Here is a 26,213-nt window from a genome sequence, read left to right on the forward strand (position 1 = left end):
AGGCGGCACGCGGCCGTCGCCGGGTGGAAAGCGCACGGCAGGGCGGCGGGCGGGTTACCGTCGGCCGATGACCACGTTGCGTGTCGCGACCTTCAATCTCCTGCACGGCATGGACCTCGCCGACGGCGCGTCGCACCCGGATCGGCTGCGCGCCGCGCTGGCCGATCTGGACGCCGACATCGTGGCCCTGCAGGAGGTGGACCGGCACCAGGAGCGCTCCGGCGGCGCCGATCAGGCGGCGATCGCGGCCGAGGCGCTCGGCATGTCCCAGTGGCGTTTCCTGGCCTCGGTGCACGGCGTCCCGGCGCCGGTGTCGGGGTGGACGGAGGAGCCGCCGGTTCCGGACGAGCGCCGGGTCTACGCGGCGGACGAGCGGGGCGAGGGCGGGCCCGGATACGGCATCGCGCTGCTGTCCCGGCTGCCGGTCTCGCGCTGGCGGGTCCGGCGCTTCCCGGCCGCGCCGCTGAGCCTGCCGCTGCGGGTGCAGGGTCGGCCCGGCCTGACCCGGGTGCCGGACGAGCCCCGGGGCGTGCTCGCGGCGGTGGTCGAGGGCCCGCACGGGCCGTTCACGGTGCTCGCGGCGCATCTGTCCTTCGTACCCGGCTGGAACATCTCCCAACTCGCCCGGATCCGCCGCTCCACCGCCGACCTGCCCGGTCCGCAACTGTTGCTCGGCGACTTCAACCTGCCCGGCCGGATCCCGCAGGCGGTGGTCGGCCGGCGCGGACGCGGCGCGGGCGCGGTGCGCTGGCGCTCGCTGGCCCGCGTGCCCACCTACCCCTCGTACCACCCGAGGGTCCAGTTCGACCACGTGCTCGGATACGGCATCGGCCCCGAGGCGGTGCGCCGCACCGAGGCGGTCCGCCTCGGCGTCTCCGACCACTGCGCCCTGGTGGTCGAGGTGAAGGTCGGCTGAGCCCGGGCGTCAGGCGCTCAGCCGGGCCCCGCGCAGCTCCTCGGGGCGGGCCACCACCGGGGTGTACTCCAGGAGCACCATCGCCGCGTCGTCCTGGAGCGGTCGGCCCACGTGTCGCCGCACGTCGGCCTCCAGCCGGTCGAGGGTGTCCTCCACTCCGGGCAGCGAGTCCGGCGCCCGATCGGGCAGCGGATAGAACTCGCCGGCCGGGTTGCGCGCCTCGATGATGCCGTCGGTGTACAGCAGCAGCCGGTCCCGCGGCAACAGCGGCACCCGCAACACCGGCAGGTCGAGCCGGCGCAGGTCCATGATGCCCAGCGGCGGGGTCGGGGTCGGCGGATCCAGCGCCTGCGCGCGAGCCGCGCGCAGCAGCAGCGGCGCGGGGTGGCCGCAGTTGAGGATGTCCACGCACGCCGGCTCCGGCGGGAAGCCGAGCAGGATCAGCGTGACGAACTCCTCGTCGTTCTCGCCGAGTCGCCGCTCCAGGCTGGCCGAGAGCCGGCGGGCCACGCCGGGCAGGTCCGGCTCCTCGTAGGCCGCCTCGCGGAACGCGCTGAGCACGGCGGCGGCGGTGCGCACCGCGCCGAGGCCCTTGCCCCGCACGTCGCCGATCGCCACACGGATGCCGAACGGCGTGGGCACCACCTCGTACAGGTCGCCGCCGATCCGCGCCTCCGCCGCCGCCGCGCGGTAGCGCACGCCGACGGTGAGCGGGCCCACCGTGCCGGGCACCTGGGGCAACAGCACCTCCTGGGCCGCCTCGGCCACGCTGCGCACCTCCTCGATGGTGCGCTCCTGGCGCATGCGCACGTGTACGCCCAGCCACGCGGTGGTGGTCACCAGCGCGACCGAGACCAGCGTGACGTACGGTTCGCCGCCGCCCCGGCCCTGGCCGAGCGCGGCCAGCGCCACCGAGACCACGGCCGCGACACCGCCGGTGATCAGCGGGCCGCGCGGCGCCGTCTGGGTGAGGCCGGACAACGCCGGCGCCACCGCGAGCAGCGGACCCACGTGCACGTTCTCCGGGGTCGCTGCGGCCAGCACGACGACCGCGAGGATCACCAGGAAGGGCAGCAGGCGCAGGATCAGGTCGATCACCGGCAGCAGCGGGCGATCACCCGCAACGCCGACGAGCCGCAGTGCCCGTCTCGTCTGTGCTGTTCCGCGCACCGGTGCCGTTTCCCGTCCCGTTCGAAGTTCGCCGTCGTGTCGATCCTCATAAACCATACGAGTGTCGGAATCCGGCCGCATCGGCCCATCCTCACCGTTGCCGGGTTTCCTCCGGATCAACGCGCCGGATCGTCGCCCGGTTCATCGGCTTCCAGGAACAACTGTTCCAATTCGTCCCGGCCGGGCAGCCCTCTGGGCCGGACGAGTTCCCCGGAGCGCACGTAGAGGAAGGCCGCCGATACCTTCTCCAGCGGCACGTCGGCGTATTCGGCCCAGGCCAGCCGGTAGACGGCGAGCTGGAGCGGGTCCGCGTCGTGGACCCGGTTGGTCTTCCAGTCGACCACCTCGAACCCGTCCCCCTCGCGGTAGACCGCGTCGATCCGGCCGCGCACGATCCGGCCGCCGAGGAACAGCTGGAAGGGCGCCTCGACCCGGTGCGGGGCGCGCCGACCGTAGGGCGTGCGCAGGAATGCCTCCTGGAGCGCGAGCAGGTCGGCCTCGTCGGTGATCTCCTCGTCGGCCGCGCCCGGCAGGTCGTCGGGTTCGAGCAGCGGACGCTCGCCGAACAGCGACTCGACCCAGGCGTGGAAGCGGGTGCCGCGCCGGGCCGCCGGGGCGGGCGGGCGCGGCATCGGCCGGGCCAGCTCGCGCGCGAGCCCGTCGGGGTCGTTGGACAGGCGCAACATCTGGGACGCGGTCAACGTCGCGGGCAGCGGCACCTCGCGCACCCCGGACCGGCCGCGGCGCAGTTCCTCGGCCAGCCGGATCAGGTCCCGGTCCCACGACTCGATCAGGGCCAGCTCGTCCGGGGTCGGCCCCGGGTGGAACCCCGGCACCGGGCCCTCCACCACGGGGTGCCCGGCACGCACCTCGTCCATGTGCTCGGCGGCGTCGTCGTGATCGGGCGAGGGCAGCGAGGGCCCGGGGCCGGGCTCGGGTTCGGGTTCCGGCTCGGGGCCCGGGTCGGTCGGCGGCGGGGGCTCCTCCTCCGGCGGCGGCGCGTCCTGCTCCGGGTCGTCCGGGACATACGCCTCGTAGGCCTCGACGGGCACCTGCTCGTCGTACCCCCGGACCGGCCCGAATTCCGGCTCCACCGACGGATGCTCGGCCGCGTGGTCGACCCGGCGCGACGCCTCGCGCCGGGCCAGCTCCGCGAGCACGGCGTCGGCCGCCCGGCGGCGCTCGATCAGCGCGGTCGCATCCAGCGGCAGCGGCCAGGCGTGCTCGACGACGTCGGCCAGGTGCGGGTTGGCCGACTCGGCGGGCTCGGGCGTCCACACCTCGACCGTGCCGTTGCCCGCCAGGCAGTGGTCACGCAGTCGGGTGAGGAAGTCGGACGGGCCGCGCGGCTTCTTCTGGGTGGGGCCCCACCAGTGTCCGGACCCGATCAGGAGTTGTTTGGGCCGGGTGAAGGTGACATAGCCCAGGCGCAGTTCCTCGGTCTCCTGGTGTTCGCGCATGGCCGCGTCGAACGCCTTGAAGCCCTTGGGGGTCAGGTCGGGCAGCACCGCCAGCGCGGCGGCGTCGCCGCGCAGCGGGTGCGGCAGGGCCCGGCCGTTGGTGATCCACTTGGTTTGCGTGCGCACGCTCGGGAAGACGCCGTCGATCAGTCCGGGGACGGCGACCACCTCCCACTCCAGGCCCTTGGACTTGTGCGCGGTGAGCACCTTCACCGAGTCGCCGGCCGTGGGCAGGCTGCCGTCCAGGCCCTTGTCGTGCTCGGCGGCGGTGCGCAGGAAGGCCAGGAACGCGGTCAGCGAGGGGTCGCCGTCCAGGTCGGCGAAGCCCGCCGCGACGTCCAGGAACGTGTGCAGCGTCTCCCGGCGGCGTGCGGCCAGCGCGCCCGGCGAGGCGGACAGCTCGACCTCCAGGCCGGTGCCCGCGAGCACCCGGTGCAGCAGGTCCATCAGCGGCTCGCCCAGGTGCCGGCGCAGATCGCGGATCTCGGTGGCCACCCGGGCGAACCGGCGGCGGGCTTCGGCGGAGAACGGGTACTGCTCGCCGGGGTCGGCGAGCGCGTCGGAGAGCGAGACCACCTCGGTCGGGTCGATCCCGGCCACCGCCTCCTCCAGACGGGCGTCGGCGTCGTCGGCGCCCGCCCGCTCGACCCGGACCAGTTCGGCGGCCCGGCGCCCGAGCAGGGCCAGGTCGCGCGGCCCGATCCGCCAGCGCGGCCCGGCCAGCAGTCGCACCAGCGCGGAGTTGGCCGTCGGGTCGTCCAGCACCTCGCAGGTCGCCACCAGGTCGGCCACCTCGGGCAGGTGCAGCAGCCCGGACAGCCCGACCACCTCGACCGGGATGTCGCGCCGCACCAGGGCGGCGTGGATGTCCGCGAAGTCGGCGGCGGTGCGGGCGAGCACCGCGACGTCCCCGGCGGTGATCGGGGCGCCGTTCTTGTCCAGGACGGTGCCGATCGCGGTGCCGATCCGGTCCGCGAGCCAGTCGATCTCCTCGGCGTGGGTGGGCAGCAGCGCGGCGACCGTCCAGCCCTCGTGCTCGGCCCCGGGCCCCGCGCGCAGCGCCTCCACCCCGCTCTCGGGGGTGCGCAGCGGCGCCGACAGGTCGTTGGCGAAGCTCAGGATCCGGCCGCCGCTGCGCCGGTTCTCGGAGAGCGAGTAGCGGGCGGCGGGGCTGCCGTCGCGGTGCGGGAAGTGCACCGGGAACTCGTGGATGTTGGCCACCGACGCGCCGCGCCAGCCATAGATGGCCTGGCACGGGTCGCCGACCGCGGTGACCGGGTGGCCGAGCCCGAACAGGCCTTGGAGCAGCACGCGTTGGGCCACCGAGGTGTCCTGGTACTCGTCCAGGAGCACCACCCGGTAGGTGTCGCGCAGGATCTCGCCGACCTCGGGCCGCTCGCCGGCGATCCGGGCGGCGTAGGCGATCTGGTCGCCGAAGTCGAGCAGGTCCCGCCCGCTCTTGGCGCGCGCGTACGCCTCGACCAGTCGGGCCAGGTCGAGCCGGTTGCGGGCCGCGTCGGCGGCCTTGCGGGCGGCGGCGGAGGGTTTGGCGGCGGCCTCCACCTCGGCCACGAAGGCCCGGTCCCATTCCCGCAGCTCCTCGACCGACACCAGGTGCTCGGCCAGCTCGCCGCCCAGGTGCAGCACGGCGGCGACCACGTCGGGCAGTCGGCCGGTGAGCGTGGGGAAGGGGCCGCGGGCGGTGCGCGCGGCCCGGGCGGCGAGCTGGAAGCGGGTCGCGTCGGCGAGCAGCCGGGCCGAGGGCTCCAGGCCGATCCGCAGGCCGTGCTCCTGGAGGAGGCGGCCGGCGAACGCGTGATACGTGGACACGGTCGGCTCACCGGCGTCCTCGTCGGCCGGGATCTCGCCGCCGCGCAGTTGCCCGATCGCCTTGCGCACCCGCTGGGCCAGCTCGCCGGCGGCCTTGTTGGTGAAGGTGAGGCCGAGCACCTGGTCGGGCCGGACCTGTCCGGTGCCCACCAGCCACACCACGCGGGCGGTCATCACCGTGGTCTTGCCCGACCCGGCCCCGGCCACGATCACGCCCGGCGCGAGCGGCGCGAGCACCGCGTCCAGCTGCTCCGGGGTGAAGGGGATCCCGAGCAGCCGACACAGGTCGTCCGGGTCGGTCAGTACGGCGTGCACCGAGGAAGACTAGCCCCGCACGGCGACAGGAACGGTCGCGGTGCGGGGCCGATGCCTGGCGCCGGTCAGGCGTCCTTGAACTGCCCCTTCAGGTCTTCCTTGGTGAACGACTCGGCGGGAGCGGTGGGCTCGCACTTCTGCTTGCCCTTGGTGAACTTCGCCGTGGCGTTGTTCTTGCCCTCCGACTTGACCATGAACGGGTAGGGCTTGCCCTTCTCCTGGACGTAGAGGGTGGTGGTCTCGCCCTCGTCGTCCTTCTTGCTGAGCGGGATCACCTTCACGCCGTCGATCTTGACCGGCTCACCCTTGGTCACCCCGTCGGTGGAGCCGTCGAAGAAGTCGGTCATGGACGAGACGCCGTCGTCCTCCTCGTCGACCGGGGACTTCAGGTACTTGCCGGCCATCTTCGACACGACCTCGTCGAGCATGCCCGTCGGCACGAACTCGCCCATCATCATCTTCCAGAAGGGCGCCTCGGCCTTCATGTACTGGTCCTTGCCGATGAAGATCACCTCGACACGGTTGCCGTCGATCGTCATCGTGCCCTGCATGTCCGCACCGCTGCGGATACACAGGTCCATCTCCATCTTCGTTTCCTCGTCCTGCCCGCTGCCGACCATCTTGAAGTCGGGGACCGACTTCAGCAGTCGCTGCGCCTCGTCGGCCAACGCCTTGGCGTCGGTGCCCGCGTTCGACTTCTGCTCCGAGCCGCCGCAGGCGGTCAGGCCGACGAGGGCGAGGGCGACGACGGGGACGATCACGGCCATGCGTGAAGTGCGCACGAAACTCCTTGATGCGGGACCGAAACCCGGGAGCGGGGTTCCTGCGCACGAGTATGGCGATGGCAAAATCCGCACGTCCCACCACCCCCGCCCGGTATCGCCGGGCACCGGCGATCCGGCTACTCGACCGTCATCCGACCTTCCGGACGGGCACTGCAACAGCGGCGGAAATCACACCGGTCGCAGTGCGATCCCGCGGTCGGGGTGAACCGTTCGCCGATGATGCGACCGGCCACGTCGGCGAGCAGGCCACCCACCCACGTACCCCCGTCCGGGTCGGGCAGCGGCGGGTCCTGGGCGAGCACCACCGGCTGCCCGGTCTCACCCTTGTCCGCCGAACGCAACTGGATCAGCTCGGCGCCGCCGGAGCCGGGCCGGCCGTCCGCGAAGCCGGGCAGGTCGTCGAGCGCCCCGTTGGCGACCGCCACCTGGTACACCGCGAGCTGTGGATGCCCCTCGACCTCGGTCCGGGTCGGCGGCCTGCGGCCGGTCTTGAAGTCCACCACGTACGCGAGCCCGTCCTCGCCGCGCTCGACCCGGTCCATCGAGCCCCGGACCACCACCCGGTACTCCCCCGCGGTCAGCTCGACCTCGAAGCCGTGCTCGGTGGCCGCGACGGTGCGGTGTCGCTCGTTGGTGTGCCAGGACAGGAACCGCTCCAGGGCGGTGCGGGCCTCGTCCTTCTGCTGCTCGGACTGCCACGGCGCGTCGAACGCCAACGCGTCCCACACCCGGTCGAGGCGGTCCATCAACACCGGCAGCTCCGCCGCGGTGGCCCCCGTGCCGACCTCGTCGGCGAGCGCGTGCACCACGTTGCCGAACCCGAGCGCCGCCGAGCGTGGCGACTCGGCGTGCACCTCGCTGCCCAGGAACCAGCTCAGCGCGCAGTCGCGCACCTTGGCCACCGAACTGCCGGACAGCCGCACCGCGTCCGCCGGGTCCCGGATCGGCACTCCCGGGTCGGTCGGCGCCACCAGGCCCCACCACCGGTCCGGGTGCGCGGCCGGCACCAGCGCGTGCCCCTCGTCGTCACGCAGATCCGCGAGCGCGGCCAACCGGCGCGCGGCGGCCCGGCGCAGCACGGCCGGCGCCAGCGGATCCACCGCCGCCGAGCGCAACTCGGCCACCAGCGCGGAGGTGGACAGCGGGCGCCGGGGCCGCTCCTTGACCTCCACCGGCGGCACACCCAGCTCCTCCAGGAACCGCGAGGGCTGATCGCCGTCGTCGTAGCTGGAGTCGACCGCGGTCACCACCAGCCGCTCCTGCGCCCGGGTGACCGCGACGTAGAACAACCGCCGCTCCTCGGCGAGCAGCGCGCCGGGCGAGAGCGGCTCGGCCAGCCCGTCCGAGCCGATCCGGTCGGCTTCGAGCAGCGAACCCCGTCGGCGCAGGTCCGGCCACAGGCCCTCCTGCACCCCGTGCACCACCACCAGGCGCCACTGCAGGCCCTTGGCCCGGTGCGCGGTCAGCAGCCGCACCGCCTCGCCGCGCAGCGCGCTGTCGTCGAGCCGGTCGCCCGCGATCTCCTGGGCCTTCAACTCGGCCAGGAAGTTCAGCGCCCCCCGGTGGCCGGCCCGCTCCTCGGCCTTGGCCGCCACCTCGAACAGGGCCACCACCGCGTCCAGATCGCGGTCCGCGTTGCGCCCGGCGGTACCGCCCCGCAACACCGCGCGCTCCAGCCGGCCCGGCCACGGGGTGCCCTGCCACAACTCCCACAGCGCGTCCTCGGTGGTGCCGCCGCCCGCCAGCACCTCGCGCGCCTTGCGGATCAGCAGACCGAGCCGCAGCGCGCCGCCGCCGACCCGCTGCTCTATCCCGACCAGTTGCTCGGGCGCGGCCAGCGCGTCCCGGATCAGCTCGGCCGACGGCCGGGTGCCGGTCACCGTCGCGGCCGACGCCGCCCGCTCCTCGGCCCGCAACGCCCGCCCGAGCAGGCGCAGATCACCCGCGTCGAGCCCGCCCAGCGGCGACTGCAACAACCCGCGCGCGGTCTCCGCGTCCAGCACGGTCGGGTCCGCCGCCACGTGCAGCGCGGTCAGCAGCGGCGCCACCGCCTGCTCGGCCGCGATCGGCAACTCGTCGCCGGCGATCTCGAGCGGCACCCCGGCGGCCGACAACGCCCGGCGCAGGCCCGGGATCGAGCGGGCGCCGGAGCGCACGAGCACGGCCATCCGCCCCCACGGCACGCCGTCCTCCAGGTGCGCGCGGCGCAGGATGTCGGCGGTGTTGTCCAACTCGGCGCCGGGCGTGGGATACGTGTACACCTCGACCCGGCTCGGGTCCTCGGCTCCCGACACCGACGGGATCAACTCGCGGTGCGCGCGTACCCGGTCGGCCGGCAGCCGGCTCAGCGCCATGCGCTGGGTGACCACGCGCGAGGCGGCGAGCAGGCCGGCCGGTGCCCGGCGCGAGGTGCGCAGCACCACGATGTCGGCGGGCTCGCCGTCGGCGCGCGGGAAACGGTGCGGGAAGTCGAGGATGCCGTTCACGTCGGCGCCGCGGAACGCGTAGATGGACTGGTCCGGATCGCCCACCGCGATCAGGTCCCGCCCGTCCCCGGCGAGCGCGGCCAACAGGCGCACCTGTGCCGGGTCGGTGTCCTGGTACTCGTCGACGAACACCGCCTTGTAGCGCCCGCGCAGGATCGCGGCGGTCTCCGGCTGCTCGGCCAGCAGCACCGCGCGGTGCACGAGTTCGGCGTAGTCCACCACGCCCTGCGCGTCGATCACGTCCAGGTATTCGGCCAGGAAGTCGGCCGCGGCCCGCCAGTCCCGGCGCCCGGTGTCCTCGGCGAACCGGGCCAGCGCGTCCGGGTCGAGCCCGATCTCGCGGCTGCGCGCGATCACCGCGCGCACCTCGTCGGCGAAGCCGCGGGTGCCCACCGCCGCGCGCAGTTCGGTGGGCCAGGTCAGGCTGCCCTCCTCGACCCCGCCCGCGAGCAGTTCACGCACGAACACGTCCTGCTCGGGGCCGGTGAGCAGGCGCAGCGGATAGCTGAACAACTCGGCCGGCTGGTGCTCGCGCACCAGGGCGTAGCAGAACGAGTGGAACGTGGTCGCGGTCGGCACCGTCGCGGTGCGCGCGCCGGCCGCGCGCAGCCGGGCGGTCAACCGGTCGCGCAGCTCCCCCGCCGCCTTGCGGCCGAAGGTCAGGACCAGGATCTCCTCGGGCCGGATCCCGCGCGCGACCCGCTCGGCGACCGCCTCCACGAGCACGGTGGTCTTGCCCGTGCCGGGACCGGCGAGCACGAGCAGCGGGCCGCCCCGGTGCTCGATCACCGCCCGCTGGTAGGCGTCGGGGATCACGGGCGCGGGCGGGGCCACGGGAGTACGTCGCAGCCGGTACGCCGGGGTCGGGGTGGTCATCTGGCCGGGGGTGCCTTCGGGTCGCCGTCGAATCCTGCTGCTGCTCGGGCCGGGCCGGCCGCGTCACACGGGCCGTGCCGGGCGGACGTCGCCGGGCGCGGCACCGGGTCGCGACCTCGGAGAGGGTGGCCGCGCCCCGGTCGGCAGGGCGCGGCCGTTGCCCATCAGATCACATCCGGCTCTCCCGCCCGGGGAGCACACCCGCATCGCGGGCGCCCCGAGCACCGGCACGGCGCCCCGGTTCGTCCCCGATCGTCAGGGTATCGGGGGAAGTTCCGGCTCCTGCGGCACGTCCTCGGGGTCCGGCGTCCAGCGCGCCCGGGTCATGTCCACCCGCTCGCCGCCGGAGCGCAGCGGGGTGCCCTCGGCCCGGTAGTGCTTCGGCGCGCGCACCGCGTGGCTCGGCGGCAGTGAGCCGTCCGCCCGCACCACGCGCCACCAGGGCACCCCGCCGCCGTACAGCGCCATCACCCGGCCGACCTGCCGGGGACCGCCATCCTGAAGGGCCTCGGCGATGTCCCCGTACGCCATCACCCGCCCGGCGGGAATGCGCTCGACCAGGTCGAGCACCCGCTCGGCGAAGGGGTTAGGGTCACTCATCCGCACATGGTGACAGAGTCGTCGGACACCTGGTCCGACGGCCGCCGATCCCCTTTCGGCCGCACTTCGGCGCGGCCGGGCGCGAACCGGGGCACGGGTCGTGGCACCATCGACGCGGCGGTGACGGGTGATACGAGACCATGACGAGACATTCGCGAGGGGTGCCCCCGGGAACGGGCGCGCCCTCGTCGTCGAGCCCTCGCAACCCCTGCGGGTACACCGTTCGTCCGATTTGATCCGAGTCCTGCTCGGCGTGCTCGCCCTGGGCGTGGTCTTCTTCCTGGCCAGTATCGCCCGCCAGACCACCTCCGGCCTGGAATCGGACATCGTGCGCGGCGCGCAGAACAGCACGCCGCACCTGCTGCTCAACCTGTCCGGCGGGGTGTTCGCCGTCGCGGTGCTCGTGGTGCCGGTGGCCTACGGCATCGAACGCCTGATCAGCAGGGACGGGTTGCGGGTCGCCGACGGGGTGATCGCCGCCGCGGCCACCTACCTGGCCTCGCTCGGTTTGGACTGGTGGATCACCGGCCCGGGCCCCGAGGCGCTGCGCGACGCGCTCACCCGCCCGCTGCCGCTGCCGCAGACCGGCTGGACCGATCCGGTGCACGGCTATCTCGCGCCGATCGTCGCCTACGTCACCGCGGTCGGCTTGGTGCGCCGACCGCGCTGGCAACTCGTGGTCTGGACGCTGCTGCTGCTGAACGCGGCAACGGTGCTGGTCGGCGGCTACACCACCCCCGTCGCGCTGCTCACCAGCGTGCTGTTCGGGCGCACCATCGCCTACGCCACGCTGTACGCGGTCGGCCTGCCCAACACCCGCCCGCCGGCCGAGTCGGTGGTCGCCGCGCTGCGCCGGTTCGGCCTGGTCGCGCTGTCGTGCGTACGCACCGACGACGGTCCCGAGGAGACCCGCCGCTACGCGGTCCGGCTGGCCGACGACCGCCTGCTCGACGTGACCGTGCTCGACCGCGACCAGCAGGCGTCCGGCGCGATCTACCGGTTCTACCGGCGGCTGGTGTTGCGCGGGGTCACCCAGCGCCGCACCGTGCTGTCCACCCGGCGCGCGCTCGAACAGGAGTCGCTGATGGCGTACGCGTGCGCCGACGCCGGCGTGCGCGCGCCGCGCCTGGTGGCCACCACCGAGGTGGGCCCGGACGCCGCGCTGTTGGCCTACGCGCACGTGCCCGGCCGCACCCTGGACACGCTCGACGACGAGGAGATCACCGACGAACTCCTGGCCCGGGTGTGGCAACTGCTCGGCCTGCTCCAGGCACACCGGCTCACCCATCGCCGGCTGGTCGCGGAGAGCATCCTGGTGGACGGCTCCGGCGAGCCGTGGCTGGTGGACCTGCGGGCCGGCGAGATCGCGTCGAGCGACCTGGCGCTGCGCATCGACACCGCGCAACTGCTCACCACGGTGGCGCTGCGGGTGGGCGAGGAGCGCGCCGTACACACCGCCGCCGAGGTGCTGGGCGCGGACACCGTCGCCGCGTGCCTGCCGCTGCTGCAAAAGGTCGCGCTCAGCCGCAGCACCCGCTCGGTGCTGCGCAAGGACAAGAACCTGCTCTCCCGGATCCGCGAGCAGATCCTGGAACTGCGCCCCCAGGCCGAGGTCGAGCCGGTGCGCCTGGAGCGCGTGCGCGCACGCACCCTGGTCTCCGTGGTGGCGAGCGCATTCGCGGGCTACTTCCTGCTGTCCCAGCTCAGCCACGTCGATCTGGGCGAGATCTTCGCGAGCGCCAACTGGGGCTGGGCGGCGATCGGCCTGCTGGCCGCCTCGCTCAGCTATGTGTGCGCCGCGCTGATGTTGCTGGGCTACGTACCGGAGCGGTTGTCGCTGTATCGCACCACAATGGTGCAACTCGCCGGCTCGTTCGTGAAGCTGGTCGCCCCGCCGGCGGTCAGCGGCGTCGCGCTGAACACCCGGTATCTGCAAAAGGCCGGGATTCCGCCCACCCTGGCCGCGGCCAGCGTCGGTGTCTCCCAACTCGGCGGACTGGTCTTCCACGTCGGCCTGTTGGCCTTCTTCGGCTACATCGCCGGCACCGCGGAGACGCCGTCCTTCGCGCCGTCCGGCGCGGTGATCGCGGGCCTGCTGGTCGTGGCCCTGGTGACCCTGCTGGTGATGGCCGTACCGCCGCTGCGGCGCTGGATCGTCAAGCAATTGCGCCAGTTGTTCTCCGGGATCGTGCCGAGGCTGCTCGACGTGCTGCAGACGCCGACCAAGCTGGCGGCGGGCCTGGGCGGCACGGTGTTGCTGACGCTGACCTTCATCCTGTGTCTGGACGCCAGCGTGCGGGCCTTCGGCGGCTCGGCCAACTTCGCCGCGATCGCGGTGGTCTTCCTGGCGGGCAACGCGATCGGCTCGGCCGCGCCCACGCCGGGCGGCATCGGCGCGGTGGAGGCGGCCCTGATCGCGGGCCTGACCAGCACCGCACGCCTGCCGTTCGAAACCGCGACGGCCGCGGTCCTGCTCTACCGCTTCCTGACCTTCTGGCTCCCGGTCCTCCCCGGCTGGCTCGCCTTCACCCACCTACAACGCAAACAGGCGATCTGAGCGCCGGTACCTCCGGCAACCGAATGCTTCCCACGGCCCAAAAGCATCTCCGCAACCCAAAAGCGCCGAACGGGCCAAATTTCAGCCCGTCCGGCGCTTGAGGACACCCGAAACAGCAGGACCCCCAAACAGCACGCACCTCACCAAGCCGAGCCAACTCCCAGCCCGTCCGGCGTTTGAGGACAACCCCCGGCCGGAGGCCGGGCAAACGCCACGGCCGTCCGGCCCCGAGGACCTAGTAGACCGGCTTCTCCGGCTCGATCTGGTTGACCCAACCGATCACGCCGCCACCGAGGTGCACGGAGTCCTTGAAGCCCGCGGCGTGCAACACGGCCAATACCTCGGCCGACCGCACACCGGTCTTGCAGTTGAGCACGATCCGCTTGTCCTGCGGCATGTCCTCCAGGGCGCGGCCCATCAGGAACTCGTTCTTCGGGACCAGCCGCGACCCCGGGATCTGCACGATCTCGTACTCGCCCGGCTCCCGCACGTCGATCAGGTCGATGTTCTCGCCGGCGTCGAGCCATTCCTTGAGCTGCCGGGGCGTGATCGTGGACCCGAGCGCGGCCTCCTGGGCCTCCTCGGAGACCACGCCGCAGAACGCCTCGTAGTCGATCAGCTCGGTGACGGTCGGGTTCTTGCCGCAGACCGCGCACTCGGGGTCCTTGCGGACCTTGACCGTGCGGTAGGTCATCTCCAGCGCGTCGTAGATCATCAGCCGGCCGACCAGCGGCTCGCCGATGCCCTGGAGCAGCTTGATCGCCTCGTTGACCTGGATCGACCCGATCGACGCGCACAGCACGCCGAGCACGCCGCCCTCGGCGCAGGAGGGGACCATCCCGGGCGGCGGCGGCTCCGGGTACAGGCAGCGGTAGCACGGCCCGTGCTCGGACCAGAACACGCTCGCCTGACCGTCGAAGCGGTAGATCGAGCCCCACACGTACGGCTTGTTCAGCAGCACGCAGGCGTCGTTGACCAGGTAGCGCGTGGCGAAGTTGTCCGTGCCGTCGACGATCAGGTCGTACTGCGCGAAGATCTCCATCACGTTGTCGGCCTCGAGCCGCTCCTCGTGCAGGACGACCTCGGTGTACGGGTTGATCTCCTTGACCGAGTCGCGCGCGGACTCGGCCTTCGAGCGGCCGATGTCGCTCTGCCCGTGGATGATCTGACGCTGGAGGTTGGACTCGTCGACGGTGTCGAACTCGACGATGCCGAGCGTGCCGACACCCGCCGCGGCGAGGTACATCAACGCCGGCGACCCCAGGCCACCGGCGCCCACACAGAGCACCTTGGCGTTCTTCAGCCGCTTCTGCCCGGCCATCCCGACGTCGGGGATGATCAGGTGGCGCGAGTAACGACGGACCTCGTCGACGGTCAGCTCGGCGGCCGGCTCGACCAGAGGTGGTAGCTGCGACACGGAAACTCCGATGGTCGGACTGTCTAATCTCGGCTCTTTTCCTACCGCAACAGTGTCACGCTCGTCCCGATTCCCGGGCACCGGGTCCGGTCCGTGAGATGCGTGTGCGGCAGCGCCGCCGAGCACCCGCAAGGGCGCCCGGCGGACCGGGATGCGACTACTTGGTGAGCTTGCCCGACGGGTACGGCCACGGGTTGGCCTCGCAGGTCTCACCCTTCATCGAGCCCTCGCTCGCGACCCGGGTCTTGGTCTGCTGCATCATCACCGGAGCCAGGCCCGCCCCGATGCCGCCCGCGCCGCACGCCTTCTCGTGGTTGTGTCCGAGCCGGTGGCCGACCTCGTGGTTGATCAGCATCTGCCGATAGCCGACGATGTCGTCGCCGTAGGCGGTCGAACCCTGGGCCCAGCGCCAGGCGTTGATCATCACCCACCGGGTGCCGTACGCGTCGCAGGAGACGTTGTCCTCGCTGGTGTCGCCGACCAGGGGGCTGCACGTCTTGTGCACCGTCCCCGGGCTGGCCAGCCGCACCACGAAGTCCGCCTTCGGCGAGTTGTCGGTGCGCTCGAAGGTCAGTCCGCCGCTCGCCCAACTGCGCTTGTCGTTCAGCGTCTTCTGCACCGTGGTGGCGAACAGTTCGCCGTCGAGTTGCAGGCCCTGCTCGATCTCCACCGCGTAGGTGTACTTGCGCCCCGGGCCGGGGGCGGCCTCCTTGCCGGGCACGGTGTCGAACTTGTTGCCCAGTCCCAGCTTCGGATCCAGCGGGAAGCGCAGGGTGAGCTGGTCGGTGGTGGTCGGCGACTGGGGCGTGGGCAGCGGCAGCGCGGAGGCGCTGCCGGGGGCCACCGGGTCCCGCTCCGAACCCCGCGAGGCGGCCTGGTCGGTGGGCCGGTGGCCCGCGCCCGGCGCGGCCTGGTCGTCGCCGGACGCCTGGGTCGACGTGCCCTCGTCGGGCATCTGCAGTACGACCGCGCCGGCGAGCACCGCGCCGGTCACCACGACGCCGCCCGCCGCGACCAGCGTGCGCCGTCCCTTGCGCGGCGCGGGCCGGTTCGCCTTGCGGGTCTGCGCGCGACCTCGCGGCGGGGCGTTGCCGGTGTCCGGCTCGAAGCCGTGCTCCGGCTCGGGTTCGACGTGCAGGGGCTGCGCGTCGGCGAAGTCGTCGCCCGGCTCGGTCGCGAACGAGAGTTGTTCCAGGTCGAGTTCGGGCCCCGAGCCGACCCACGACTCGGCCTTCATCGCGTACTGCCCCGCTCCGGGCGGATCGATCCGAGCGGGCTCCGCGGGCAGGTCGTAGAGCGCGTCGACCGCCGGATCCTCGACCGGCGCCACGACCGGGTATCCGCCCGAGGTGTCGTAGCCGTAGCCGACGAAGCTCTGCGGCTCGAACGTGGTGGTGTCGTAGGTCGGCGCGGCGGGCACCTCGACCGCGGCGTGCATCCCGCTCTGGTAGGCGTCCGCGGCGTACAGGTCGTTGGCATGGCCCACACCCGCGTAGCCGCCCGTGGCGTAGCCGTCGCCGCCGAAGGAGCCGGTGTCGAACGTGCCCGTGTCGAACGCGGGCGCGCCGAACGTGTCGGTCCCGTACCCGCCGGCCGCGAAGTTCTGCGCGGGGTAGCCACCGGTCCGCGGCTGCGCGTCGTAGGGCTCCAGCGGGTCGTCCCAGTGCGCGGGCGCGCCGGGCATCGTCCCGACCGCCGCCCAGGTGCCGGAGTCGACCGCCGGCGCGGGGTGCTCCCAGCCGTGCTGCACGGCCTCGTAGCCGTAGGACCCGGTGTGCTGCCCGTCGGTGGGATATCCGCCGTAGCCCTGATCCACGGGGTACCCGTGGTAGCCGGTGTCCTGCTCGACGTATCCGGAGGCATACGACGTGTCGGTCGGGCCGGCGGCCCAGCCGCCGGCGTATCCGCCCTCGTGGACCTGTCCGTAGTCGCCCTGCTGCGGCACCGCCGCGTAGCCGCCGGAGAGTCCGTCGTCCGGCAGTTCCTCGCCGCCGTACTGCACGCTCGTCTGCACGCCCGAATGACGTCCCATGAGTCTGCGTTCACCCCACCACGTTCGACGGCGAGAGGGCCCCGTCGAGTAGTTCGCGGAAACCCCGGGCCACCACGCGGGGGTGTTCGAGCATGGCCACGTGCCCGGAGTCGGGCACCACGAGCAATCGGGCGTCGGGGAAGGTCTCGGTGGCCCGCTTGGCCATCCGCGGGTCGACCAGTCGGTCCCGACGACCGTAGACGAGCAGTGTCGACGCCCGCACCTCGGCCGCCTGCCGCCACAGCGCCCGGCTGCCGCGCTCCAGGTAGGCCCCGATCACCGATCGGGTCGAGTGTGAGAACGCGTCCATCATGTACGGGAGTTCGAGCCGGCGCCGGTACTCGGCCGCGGCGTCGGCGAAGGCCTTCTCACCGACCGCGCCCGGGTTGCCGTACATCATCGCGATCGACATCCGGGTGCGTTCCTCGGGTGTCATGTTCCGACTGATCCGCAACAGCGCGCGGCCCACGCCGGGCACCCCGAGCAGCGCCGTGGGCACCACCGACGGGCGCACCCGCAGGTCCGGCAGCGCGGGCGAGATCAGGGTCAGCGTGCGGACCAGGTCCGGCCGCCGGGCGGCGAGCCGGGTGGCCACCGCCCCGCCCATCGAGTTGCCGAACAGATGCACGGGGCCCTTGCGCAGCGACAGGATCGCGCCCTCGACCGCACGACAGTGCGCGGAGATCGAGTAGTCGCCGTTGCGCGGCGGCGCGGAGTATCCGAATCCGGGGAGGTCGATCAGCTCCACGGAAAGATCCGACCGCAGTTCGGCGGCGAGTTCCGTCCAGTTCAGCGACGAACCGCCGAGCCCGTGGATCATCATCGCGGGCGGCAGGTCGCCGTCGCCGAGCGCGTCGCGGCGCACCACGACCTCGCTACCGCTCCCGACCTCGACCGTTCGCGCAGGCCAGGGCGTCGGGTCGGCGTCGCTTGCGGGGCTCAGGGTCGTCACGGTGGGCAATATTACGAGACGATCACTGGGACGGAAGGGGTGATGCCCCGACCGTCTTCGCTCGGCAGGGTGGTCTCGGCACGTTTGCCCGGTTTCATGACGTCACTCTAAACGCTTCCCACATCACGTTTCGACATCGATCCCGAAAGTGCGGCAGCGTTTTCGAGGCGGATCATGGACATGCGGGGTTTTGCGCACACTCACGAAGACATGCGGGAACACCGAATACCGGCGGTCCGCACGGGCAGGGAGGCCGTATGTACGGAATCGACGATACCCCCGAGTTCCAGGACGTCACGCTCGGTGACGCCAACGCGTCCGACGAAACGGTCGACGACCCCGAGATCCCGGTGCCCGACGCGGTGGAGCAGCAGACCTCCGTGGTGGCGGACGACGAGGACGAGGAGCCCGTGTGGGGGTCGGTGCCCGACGGCGTGGATCCCGCGGACGCCACCGAACAGCGCCGCGGGGTCGGGCACGCGGAGGACGAGGACTACCGCTGACCGCCCCGATCACCCCGCCGACCGGGGCTCGCGCGGGCGGTCCGTGCACCTCACGCGCCCCCTTGCGGGGGGTATCGAAGGCGCGGGATCCTGTTTCGTTGCGCCACGAAACTTACGCCCTGGGTTACCCGAAAGTAGGATGACGTGGTGGAAAGACCCGCCGGATCACCGAACCATCCGGTGTCCGCGACACGTTGAGCGACACCTTGAGGAGCCCCGTGACAGCCATCCAGGATGCGGACCCCCGTCCTCGCGGCACCCGGCTGCCCCGGCTCGCGCGCAGAACGCAACTCCTCGGCGCCGCCCAGGAAGTCTTCGTCAAGCAGGGCTACCACGCCGCCGCGATGGACGACATCGCCGAATGCGCCGGCGTCAGCAAGCCCGTGTTGTACCAGCACTTCCCCGGCAAGCTGGAGCTGTATCTGGCGCTGCTCGACCAGCACTGCGAGGCGCTGTTCGCGGCGGTGCGGCGGGCGCTGGAGTCGACGCACGACAACAAGCTCCGGGTCGCCGCCACGGTCGACGCCTACTTCGCCTTCGTCGACGACGACGGCGGTGCGTTCCGGTTGGTCTTCGAGTCGGACCTGACCAACGAGAGCGCCGTGCGCGAGCGGGTGGAGCGGGTCAGCGAGATGTGCGCCGACGCGGTGAGCAAGATCATCGCCGAGGACACCGGCCTCGGCCAGGAGGAGTCGATGCTCCTGGCGATCGGGCTGACCGGCATGGCTCAGGTCACCGCGCGCTACTGGATCGCGCGCGGCGCGACCATCCCGCGCGACGCCGCGTCGCAGCTGGTGTCGTCGCTGTCCTGGCGCGGCATCTCCCGCTTCCCGCGCAAGGACGACCCGCCGCACTGAGCGGGCGGACCTGCGGATACGGGCGCCGGGACGATCTTGTTCCCGTCCGGCGTTCGCGTTGGGCGTACCCGTCATGGCGTTCGGTGACCCCGGCTCTCGACTAGCCTGCTGGGGAAGGTACGGCCCGCGAGTCTCGCGGCGCCGATCTCCAGAATTTCAAGGCCGGAGGGACAGCCGTGGAGATCAAGATCGGCGTACAGCACGCCGCGCGGGAACTGGTGCTGGAGAGCACGGACAACCCGGAGGACGTCGAGCGGGCCATCGCCGACGCGCTGTCGGGGACGTCGGCGCTGCTGTCCCTGACGGACGAGAAGGGCCGCCGCGTGATCGTGCCGGCCGACCGGCTGGCCTACGTCGAGATCGGCGAGTCCTCGGCCCGCAAGGTCGGCTTCGGCGCCAACGCCTGAGCGAGGGTGTCGCACGCGGCACCGCACGAGCCCGAGGGTGGGCGATCCGAACACGGATCGCCCACTCTCGGGCTTTGTCGTGGCCGGCGCCCCGGTCAGGAAGCCAGTCCCAGGGCGGCCATGCGCCGCTGGTGCGCCTCGGTGATCCGGTTGAACATCCGGCCGATCTCGGCCAGTTCGAAACCGGGGCCGGCCCCGCCGCCGATCAGCATCGTGGACAACACGTCCCGCTCCGCGGCGACCCGCTGGGCCTGGCTGAGCGCCTCGCCCATCAGCCGTCGTCCCCACAGCGCGAGCCGGCCCGCCACCTTGGGGTCACGCTCGATCGCCGAGCGCACCGCGTCCACCACGAAGGCCGAGTGCCCGGTGTCCCGCTGCACCTCGACGATCAGGTCCCGGCTGACCTCGTCCAGGTGCGCGGCGACCTCACGATAGAAATCGGCCGCGATCCCGTCCCCCACGTACGCCTTGACCAGGCCCTCCAGCCAGTCGGCGGGGGCGGTGTGCACGTGGAACTCGTCCAGCGGCGCGATGAAGGGGTCCATCGCCCGCGCCGGGTCCGCGCCGAGTGCGGCGATGCGGTCACGCAGCAGGGTGAAGTGTTGGAACTCGGCGACCGCCATCGCGGCCAGCGCGGCCTTGTCCTCGACGGTGGGGGCCATCTTGGCGTCCTCCGCCAGCCGCTCGAAGGCGGTGATCTCGCCGTACGCGAGCACGCCGAGCAGTTCGATCACGGCCGCCCGCATCTCCCCCGTCGGCTCCGTACCCTCGCTCATGCCCACCCCTTCGCTCGTGTTCCTTCGGGCCGTGCGGCCCGATGTGCACAAGTACGCAGCGTAGTGAGCGCACCGCGGTCACGTGGGCGCCAGGTCCGGGCGGAGTCGCCCATCTCCGGACAAGCAGTAATGAGCATCACCCCACCGGCCGCACGCCGCCGGGTACAGTGGTAGTGAACGCGGATGCCCGGTCGGAGGACGACTGGCTCCGACCGACCCGCTCGGGTGGCCGCCCGAAGGCGAGAGGTCCCGTGCCGCGCCCCGCTTTTTCGATGGGCGCCTCGGTCTCGACCCGCTTTCGGTACTGACGGCCCCCACCACACAGAAGAGGCTGGACCCCTGACAACTTTTCGCGAACTCGGAGTACTTTCGGAGACGGCCGAGGCGCTGGAAGCGCTCGGCATCGTCGAGGCTTTCCCCGTCCAGGAGATGACCCTTCCCGTCGCGCTCTCGGGCAGTGACGTGATCGGCCAGGCCAAGACCGGGACCGGCAAGACCCTCGGTTTCGGCATCCCGCTGCTGCAGCGCATCATGGTGGCGGCCGACATCGAGGCGGGCCGCGCGCCCGCCGGCACGGTTGCCGGCCGCACCCCGCAGGCCCTGGTCGTGGTCCCCACGCGCGAGCTGTGCGTGCAGGTGACCAACGACCTCCAGGCCGCGGGCAAGCTGCGCAACGTACGGGTGCTCGCCGTCTACGGCGGCCGGGCGTACGAGCCGCAGATCGACACCCTCAAGAAGGGCGTCGACGTGGTCGTCGGCACCCCCGGTCGACTGCTCGACCTGGTCGGACAGGGGCACGTGAACCTGTCCGAGGTCAAGATGCTGGTCCTGGACGAGGCCGACGAGATGCTCGACCTGGGCTTTTTGCCCGACGTCGAGAAGATCGTCGAGCGGCTGCCCGCCCGCCGCCAGACGATGTTGTTCTCGGCCACCATGCCGGGTCAGATCATCACCCTGGCGCGCCGCTACATGAGCCGCCCCACGCACATCCGCGCCTCGGAGCCGGACGACGCGGGCGCCACCGTCAAGTCGGTCCAGCAGCGCGTCTACCGCGCGCACGGCCTGGACAAGCCCGAGCTGATGGCCCGGGTCCTGCAGGCCAACGGGCGCGGCCTGGTCATGGTGTTCTGCCGGACCAAGCGCACCGCGGCCGACCTGGCCCAGGGCCTGGCCGAGCGGGGCTTCGCCTCCGCCGCCGTGCACGGCGACCTCGGCCAGGGCGCGCGCGAGCAGGCGCTGCGCGCGTTCCGCAACGGCAAGGTGGACGTGCTCGTGGCCACCGACGTCGCGGCCCGCGGGATCGACGTCGAGGGTGTCACCCACGTGGTGAACTACCAGTGCCCCGACGACGAGAAGACCTACCTGCACCGCATCGGTCGCACCGGCCGCGCGGGTGCCTCCGGCACCGCCGTGACGCTGGTCGACTGGGAGGACATCCCGCGCTGGAGCCTGATCAACAAGGCGCTGGACCTGGGCTTCGCCGACCCGGTGGAGACCTACTCCACCTCTCCGCACCTGTTCACCGACCTGGACATCCCCACCACCGTGGGCAGCGTGCTGCCGCGCGCCGACCGCACCCGTGCGGGGCTGGGCGCGGAGGACGTCGAGGACCTGGGCGAGACCGGCAAGAACAGCCGGGGCGGGTCGGGGCGCAAGGGCGGCGCGGGCGGGCGGAGCCGGAGCGGTCCGGCCGCGTCCGGTCCCTCCACCGCCGGGCCGGCCGCGGCCGACGCCGAGTCGAGCGAGCCCAGCCGCCGTCGGGCGCCCGGGTCGCGACGGCGGCGTCGGGTCAACGGCGCGGAGGCCGGGGAGGCCGTGGCCACGGCCGTGGCGACCGGCACGGCGCCGAGCGTGGCCGCCGAGTCGACCGGCGCGCCGGTCGCGGCCTTCGTCGAGCCGACCGCGGTGATCGTCCCGGCCCCCGCCGACGGTGGGGCGGACGCGGACGGTGACGGCGAGCGGGCGCCTCGGCGTCGCCGCCGGCGCACCCGGCGTCGTCCCGAGGGCGCCGAGGCGGGCGCGGTCGCGACCGACGAGGGCTGAGTTCGACGAGAGGCGGGCGGCCCCGGCCGCTCGTACGACGGCCTCCGGTGTGGAGTGTGGACGATCACGTCCGCGCTTCGCGGCGGGGGCCGTCGTCGTACCTGCGGATAAGTAGGCTCGACGGCGTGAGTACGCCACGCTTTCTGACCTTGCCCGGGACCGTCCGCTCCCGTCGCCTGGCGACCGGGCGCGGACGATTCGCCGTCCTGGAGTCCACCCCGCCGGCCGCCGGACCGAGGCCGGGCACCGCCGTGCTCGTGCCCGGGTTCACCGGCAGCAAGGAGGACTTCATCGCGCTCGGCGAGCCGCTGGCCCGGCGCGGCTTCCACACGGTGGCCGTGGACCAACGCGGACAGTACGAGACCGAGGGCCCGGACGACCCGGCGGCGTACACCCGCGACGCGCTGGTCGACGACGTGCTCGCGATCGCGGACGCGGTGGCCCCGGGCGAGCCCATCCACCTGGTGGGGCACTCCTACGGCGGCCTGGTGTGCCGATCGGTGGCGCTGCGCGCGCCGGAACGGCTGGCCTCGCTGACCCTGATGAGCACGGGTCCGGCGGCGATCTGCCCGCCCGAGATCGAGCGGCTGCTGCTGCTGGAGGACGTGCTGCCGGTGCTCACCCGCCAGGAGGTGTGGGAGGCGATGCAGGCGGTCGAGCTGGAGGCCGGCCTGCTCCCGCCCACCGATCCGGCGATCGCCGCGTTCCTGCACGCCCGCTGGCTGGGCACCGTCCCGGCGGGCCTGCTGGCCATGGCCGAACAGTTGCGCTCCGAGCCCGACCTGGTCGCCGACCTTGCCGCGGTCGTCGCGGCCGGCCTGCCCGCGCTGGTGATCTCCGGCGTCGAGGACTACGCCTGGCCGGTCCCCTGGCAGGCCGAGATGGCCGAGCGTCTGGGTGTCCCGCACGTGGCGATCCCGGGCACCCACCACTCCCCGAACGTGGAGGCCCCGGGCGCCACCGCGGCGGCGCTGGCGGACTTCTGGACGGACGCGGCGGTGTACGCGGATCGGGCCTGATCCGGGGCGACGTCCCTCGGCTCGCCGGCGGGCCGAGGGCCCGGGCCGAAGGCCCCGATCGACCGGTGTCCGGCTCGATCGGATCGGGCGTAGCGTGGCAAAGGAGACCTTTCTCCCATACGGGCGTCGCCCGTGCCCGGGGCGGCTTCCGTCGAGCCGACCGATCGGGAGTTGCCATGACCGTCCTCGATGTCGATCCCGCGCGACAGGAAGCCTTCGCGGGACGCCTGCTCACCATCCTCGACGACGGCTGTCTGGCCTTTTTGACCAGCGTCGGCCATCGCACCGGGCTGTTCGACACGATGGCCGCGATGCCGCCCGCGACGAGCGAGGAGATCGCTCGGGCCGCCGGGCTGGTCGAGCGCTACGTGCGCGAGTGGTTGGGCGGCATGGTCACCGGCGGGTTCGTCGAGTACACCCCGGAATCCGGCACGTACCGGCTGCCGCCGGAGCACGCGGCCTCGCTGACCCGGGCCGCCGGGGCGGAGAACTTCGCCGGCTTCACCCAGTACCTGGCGCTGATGGGCGAGGTCGAGGAGCAGGTCGTGACGGCGTTTCGTCGCGGTGGCGGGGTGCCGTACTCGGCCTATCCGCGCTTCCAGGCGCTCCAGGCCGAGGAGTCGGGCCGGGTCTGGGACGCGGCCCTGGTGGCGGGTGTGGTGCCGCTGGTGGACGGTCTCGGCGAGCGGCTGGCGGCGGGAATCGATGTGCTGGACGTGGGGACCGGCCAGGGGCACGCGGTCAACGTGCTGGCCCAGGCGTTTCCACGCAGCCGGTTCCGCGGCGTGGACATCTCCGTCGAGGGCATCGCCGCCGCCCGCCGCGAGGCGGAGCAAATGGGGCTGTCCAACACGGAGTTCGTGGTGGTCGACGCGGCCGAACCGCTCGGCTCGTACGACCTGATCACCGCGTTCGACGTGATCCACGATCTGGCCCGGCCGACCCGCACGCTGGCCGCGATCGCCGAGGCGCTGCGTCCGGACGGGGTGTTCCTGATGGGCGAGATCGCCGCGTCCAGCCGGCTGGAGGAAAACCTCGAACACCCGCTGGGACCGGCGTTGTACACCTTCTCCGTCTTCTACTGCATGACCGTCTCGCTGGCCGAGGGTGGCGAGGGCCTGGGCACGGTCTGGGGCGAGCAGGCGGCCCGGGCCAAGCTGGCCGAGGCGGGCTTCACCGACGTGCGGGCCCGCTCCCTGGAGGGCGACTTCCTGAACGTGTACTTCGTGGCCCGCAAGGATTGAGCCGGGAGTCGAGCCGGGAAGAGTCGAGCCCGGACACCAACCTTCGGCATCCGGGCCCTGTGGGGTGTGCGATCAGGGAATCAGCAGCACCGGGCAGACCGAGCGGTGCGCAACCGTGTCGCTGACGCTGCCGAGGAAGAGACTGGCCACGCCGCCGTGTCGGCGGGCACCCAGGATCAGCAGGTCGGCGCCGAAGGCGCGGGCCTGGTCGAGGACCGCGTTCGGCACGTCGCCGCGCACGGTTTCCTCGGTCCAGCCCTCGACGTTGGTGACGCCGGCCGCCTTGAGCGTGTCGACGGCGTCGGTGACCACCTTGACCGCGGCGTCGGCGGTCTCGTCCTCGACCACGCCGCCGACCCCGCCGCCGTCCACCACGTCCAGGGTCTGCACGTGCAGGACGCGGACGGCCGCGCCGATCGCGCCGGCCAGTCGGGCGGTGTGCGCCAGGACGTCGTCGGCCTCGGGGGTGGAGTCGACGGCGACCAGAATGCGCTCGTACATGTCGTGCACTTCCTTCTATCGGTTCAGGCGGTGGCCGGAACGGGCCGGGGGGCGTTCAGCGATGCCGCGTCGGCGGCGGTGTCGGTGTCGCGGTGGTCGACCCCGGCGAGCATCCGGCGGGCGCCGAACAGCACGGCGGCGGCGACCACACAGGCCCCGCCGGCGACCAGGAACGGCACGTGCACGTTGAAGTGCTCCTCCAACTTGGGCGCCAGGAACGGCGCCGCCGCGGCGGCGAACCAGCGGACGAAGTTGTATCCCGCGCTCGCCACGGGTCGCGGCGAGTCCGAGACTTCGAGCGCCAATTCGGTGAACACCGTGTTGTTTATACCGATGAAGGCGCCTGAAACGATGACACCGGTCACAACGACCGAGGTCGAGCCGTACGCGAGCACCACCAGGTCCGCGGCGAACAGCAGCAGACTCGCGGCGGCCACGTTCGCCGAGCCGAACCGGGCCTGCAGTCGCGGGGCGACCAGGACCGAGCAGACGGCGAGCAGGACACCCCACGCGAAGAACACCGCGCCGCTGCGGTACGGGCTCATGTTCAGCACGAACGGGGTGAACGCGAGCACCGTGAAGAAGCCGTAGTTGTAGAAGAAGGCACCGGCGGCGGTGGTCGCCAGCCCCTTGTGTCCGAGCGCCTTGAGCGGATCGAGCAGACCGATCTTGCGCGCGGGCCGGGGTTGTTCCCGCAGCAGCCCGACGATCAGCGCGAAGCCGATCGCCATCAGCGCGGCGGTGCCGTAGAACGGGTAGCGCCAACTGGCGTCGCCGAGCACCGCGCCGAGCAGCGGGCCGCAGGCCATGCCGAGCCCGAGCGCCGATTCGTAGAGCAGGATCGCCGCGGCCGAACCACCGCTCGCCGCACCGACGATGACGGCGAGGGACGTGGACACGAACAGCGCATTGCCCAGCCCCCAGCCGGCCCGGAAGCCGACCAGTTCGCCGACCGAGTCCGAGGTGCCGGCGAGGCCGGCGAAGATCACCACGAGGGCGAGGCCGAGCAGGAGTGTGCGTCGACCGCCGATCCGGCTGGAGACGAATCCGGTCACCAGCATGGCCACCGCGGTGATCAGGAAGTAGCTGGTGAACAGCAGCGAGACCTGGCTCGGTGAGGCGTCCAGCCCCTTGGCGATCGAGGGCAGGATCGGATCGACCAGCCCGATCCCCATGAACGCCACGACGGCGGCGAACGCGGTGGCCCACACGGACATGGGCTGTTTGAGGATTCCGGGCTTGGGGGTGGGGTGGTCGGCCTGGGCTTCGCCCCGGGTCGGCGCGCCTTCGGGATGGGACCGCATCCGAGACCTCCGAACAATGTTGTTAGCTCAGCTAATAAATGTAGCCTACACCCACCTTGGCGACGGGGTGAGCCGCTCGCGGGGGCCTGCGGCGGGGCTACCGGGCCAGGCCCCGGGCGCGGGGGCGGGGGCGGGGGCGGCGGAGCGCGGGGGCGGCCGGGGC

Annotated in this window: 19 protein-coding genes; 8 read left to right on the forward strand and 11 right to left on the reverse strand. The window is 72.6% G+C overall.

Annotation, left to right across the window (positions count from 1 at the left end; all coding sequences use genetic code 11):
* The first annotated feature begins 67 nt into the window (after window positions 1-67).
* Window positions 68-916, forward strand: a complete 849-nt coding sequence (locus tag ACWGR4_RS27780) for an endonuclease/exonuclease/phosphatase family protein (RefSeq protein ID WP_379994712.1) — start codon at window positions 68-70, stop codon at window positions 914-916.
* Between the two features lie 9 nt (window positions 917-925).
* On the opposite strand, the gene ACWGR4_RS27785 is transcribed toward ACWGR4_RS27780, so the two are convergent.
* The 5 genes from ACWGR4_RS27785 to ACWGR4_RS27805 form a co-directional block, all read right to left on the reverse strand.
* Window positions 926-2,086 carry a PP2C family protein-serine/threonine phosphatase gene (locus ACWGR4_RS27785; protein ID WP_452131943.1) on the reverse strand — a complete coding sequence of 387 codons (1,161 nt, stop codon included), beginning with the start codon at window positions 2,084-2,086 and terminating at the stop codon, window positions 926-928.
* 116 nt (window positions 2,087-2,202) lie between these two features.
* Window positions 2,203-5,691 carry a UvrD-helicase domain-containing protein gene (locus tag ACWGR4_RS27790; protein ID WP_452131944.1) on the reverse strand — a complete coding sequence of 1,163 codons (3,489 nt, stop codon included), beginning with the start codon at window positions 5,689-5,691 and terminating at the stop codon, window positions 2,203-2,205.
* A 65-nt stretch (window positions 5,692-5,756) separates the two neighbouring features.
* Window positions 5,757-6,473, reverse strand: a complete 717-nt coding sequence (locus tag ACWGR4_RS27795) for a hypothetical protein (RefSeq protein WP_379994704.1) — start codon at window positions 6,471-6,473, stop codon at window positions 5,757-5,759.
* Between the two features lie 119 nt (window positions 6,474-6,592).
* The gene (locus ACWGR4_RS27800) at window positions 6,593-9,838 is read right to left on the reverse strand and encodes an ATP-dependent helicase (protein WP_379994702.1); all 3,246 of its coding nucleotides are present in this window, start codon (window positions 9,836-9,838) and stop codon (window positions 6,593-6,595) included.
* Window positions 9,839-10,093: 255 nt separating this feature from the next.
* A complete protein-coding gene (locus ACWGR4_RS27805) occupies window positions 10,094-10,438 on the reverse strand; it encodes an MGMT family protein (protein ID WP_379994699.1) in 345 nt (114 codons plus the stop codon).
* A gap of 232 nt (window positions 10,439-10,670) precedes the next feature.
* Between ACWGR4_RS27805 and ACWGR4_RS27810 the strand changes: the two genes are divergently transcribed.
* Window positions 10,671-12,995 (forward strand): lysylphosphatidylglycerol synthase transmembrane domain-containing protein, encoded by a 2,325-nt coding sequence (locus ACWGR4_RS27810; protein WP_379994697.1) that lies wholly within the window; start codon window positions 10,671-10,673, stop codon window positions 12,993-12,995.
* A 235-nt stretch (window positions 12,996-13,230) separates the two neighbouring features.
* On the opposite strand, the gene moeZ is transcribed toward ACWGR4_RS27810, so the two are convergent.
* The 3 genes from moeZ to ACWGR4_RS27825 all read right to left on the reverse strand — a co-directional run bounded on the left by moeZ (window position 13,231) and on the right by ACWGR4_RS27825 (window position 17,312).
* Window positions 13,231-14,412, reverse strand: coding sequence for an adenylyltransferase/sulfurtransferase MoeZ (gene moeZ, locus ACWGR4_RS27815; protein WP_379994695.1), 1,182 nt, complete (start codon window positions 14,410-14,412; stop codon window positions 13,231-13,233).
* Between the two features lie 157 nt (window positions 14,413-14,569).
* On the reverse strand, window positions 14,570-16,444 hold the full coding sequence (locus tag ACWGR4_RS27820) for a DUF3152 domain-containing protein (RefSeq protein WP_452131945.1): 1,875 nt from the start codon (window positions 16,442-16,444) through the stop codon (window positions 14,570-14,572).
* A 10-nt stretch (window positions 16,445-16,454) separates the two neighbouring features.
* Window positions 16,455-17,312: an alpha/beta fold hydrolase gene (locus tag ACWGR4_RS27825; RefSeq protein WP_379997228.1), complete on the reverse strand. Its 858-nt coding sequence runs from the start codon at window positions 17,310-17,312 to the stop codon at window positions 16,455-16,457.
* 341 nt (window positions 17,313-17,653) lie between these two features.
* Here ACWGR4_RS27825 and ACWGR4_RS27830 point away from each other — a divergent pair, with 341 nt between their 5' ends.
* From ACWGR4_RS27830 to ACWGR4_RS27840, 3 genes are all read left to right on the forward strand, one after another.
* Window positions 17,654-17,899: a hypothetical protein gene (locus ACWGR4_RS27830; protein ID WP_452131946.1), complete on the forward strand. Its 246-nt coding sequence runs from the start codon at window positions 17,654-17,656 to the stop codon at window positions 17,897-17,899.
* Window positions 17,900-18,117: 218 nt separating this feature from the next.
* Complete coding sequence (locus tag ACWGR4_RS27835) at window positions 18,118-18,756, forward strand: TetR/AcrR family transcriptional regulator (RefSeq protein WP_126637424.1); 639 nt, start codon at window positions 18,118-18,120, stop codon at window positions 18,754-18,756.
* A gap of 176 nt (window positions 18,757-18,932) precedes the next feature.
* Entirely contained in the window at window positions 18,933-19,163 is a 231-nt protein-coding gene (locus tag ACWGR4_RS27840; protein WP_379994689.1) for a DUF3107 domain-containing protein, read from the forward strand.
* 95 nt (window positions 19,164-19,258) lie between these two features.
* Here the strand turns inward: ACWGR4_RS27840 and ACWGR4_RS27845 are convergent, their stop codons facing one another.
* Window positions 19,259-19,939: a ferritin-like fold-containing protein gene (locus tag ACWGR4_RS27845; RefSeq protein WP_452131947.1), complete on the reverse strand. Its 681-nt coding sequence runs from the start codon at window positions 19,937-19,939 to the stop codon at window positions 19,259-19,261.
* Window positions 19,940-20,368: 429 nt separating this feature from the next.
* Here ACWGR4_RS27845 and ACWGR4_RS27850 point away from each other — a divergent pair, with 429 nt between their 5' ends.
* From ACWGR4_RS27850 to ACWGR4_RS27860, 3 genes are all read left to right on the forward strand, one after another.
* Window positions 20,369-21,982: a DEAD/DEAH box helicase gene (locus ACWGR4_RS27850; RefSeq protein WP_452131948.1), complete on the forward strand. Its 1,614-nt coding sequence runs from the start codon at window positions 20,369-20,371 to the stop codon at window positions 21,980-21,982.
* A 125-nt stretch (window positions 21,983-22,107) separates the two neighbouring features.
* Window positions 22,108-23,001: an alpha/beta fold hydrolase gene (locus tag ACWGR4_RS27855; RefSeq protein ID WP_452131949.1), complete on the forward strand. Its 894-nt coding sequence runs from the start codon at window positions 22,108-22,110 to the stop codon at window positions 22,999-23,001.
* 176 nt (window positions 23,002-23,177) lie between these two features.
* Window positions 23,178-24,245: a class I SAM-dependent methyltransferase gene (locus tag ACWGR4_RS27860; protein WP_452131950.1), complete on the forward strand. Its 1,068-nt coding sequence runs from the start codon at window positions 23,178-23,180 to the stop codon at window positions 24,243-24,245.
* A 72-nt stretch (window positions 24,246-24,317) separates the two neighbouring features.
* Here the strand turns inward: ACWGR4_RS27860 and ACWGR4_RS27865 are convergent, their stop codons facing one another.
* Window positions 24,318-24,746, reverse strand: a complete 429-nt coding sequence (locus tag ACWGR4_RS27865; protein ID WP_452131951.1) for a universal stress protein — start codon at window positions 24,744-24,746, stop codon at window positions 24,318-24,320.
* Window positions 24,747-24,769: 23 nt separating this feature from the next.
* The gene (locus tag ACWGR4_RS27870) at window positions 24,770-25,963 is read right to left on the reverse strand and encodes an MFS transporter (protein ID WP_379997226.1); all 1,194 of its coding nucleotides are present in this window, start codon (window positions 25,961-25,963) and stop codon (window positions 24,770-24,772) included.
* Window positions 25,964-26,213 lie beyond the last annotated feature (250 nt).

Source organism: Embleya sp. NPDC055664, from assembly GCF_053618075.1.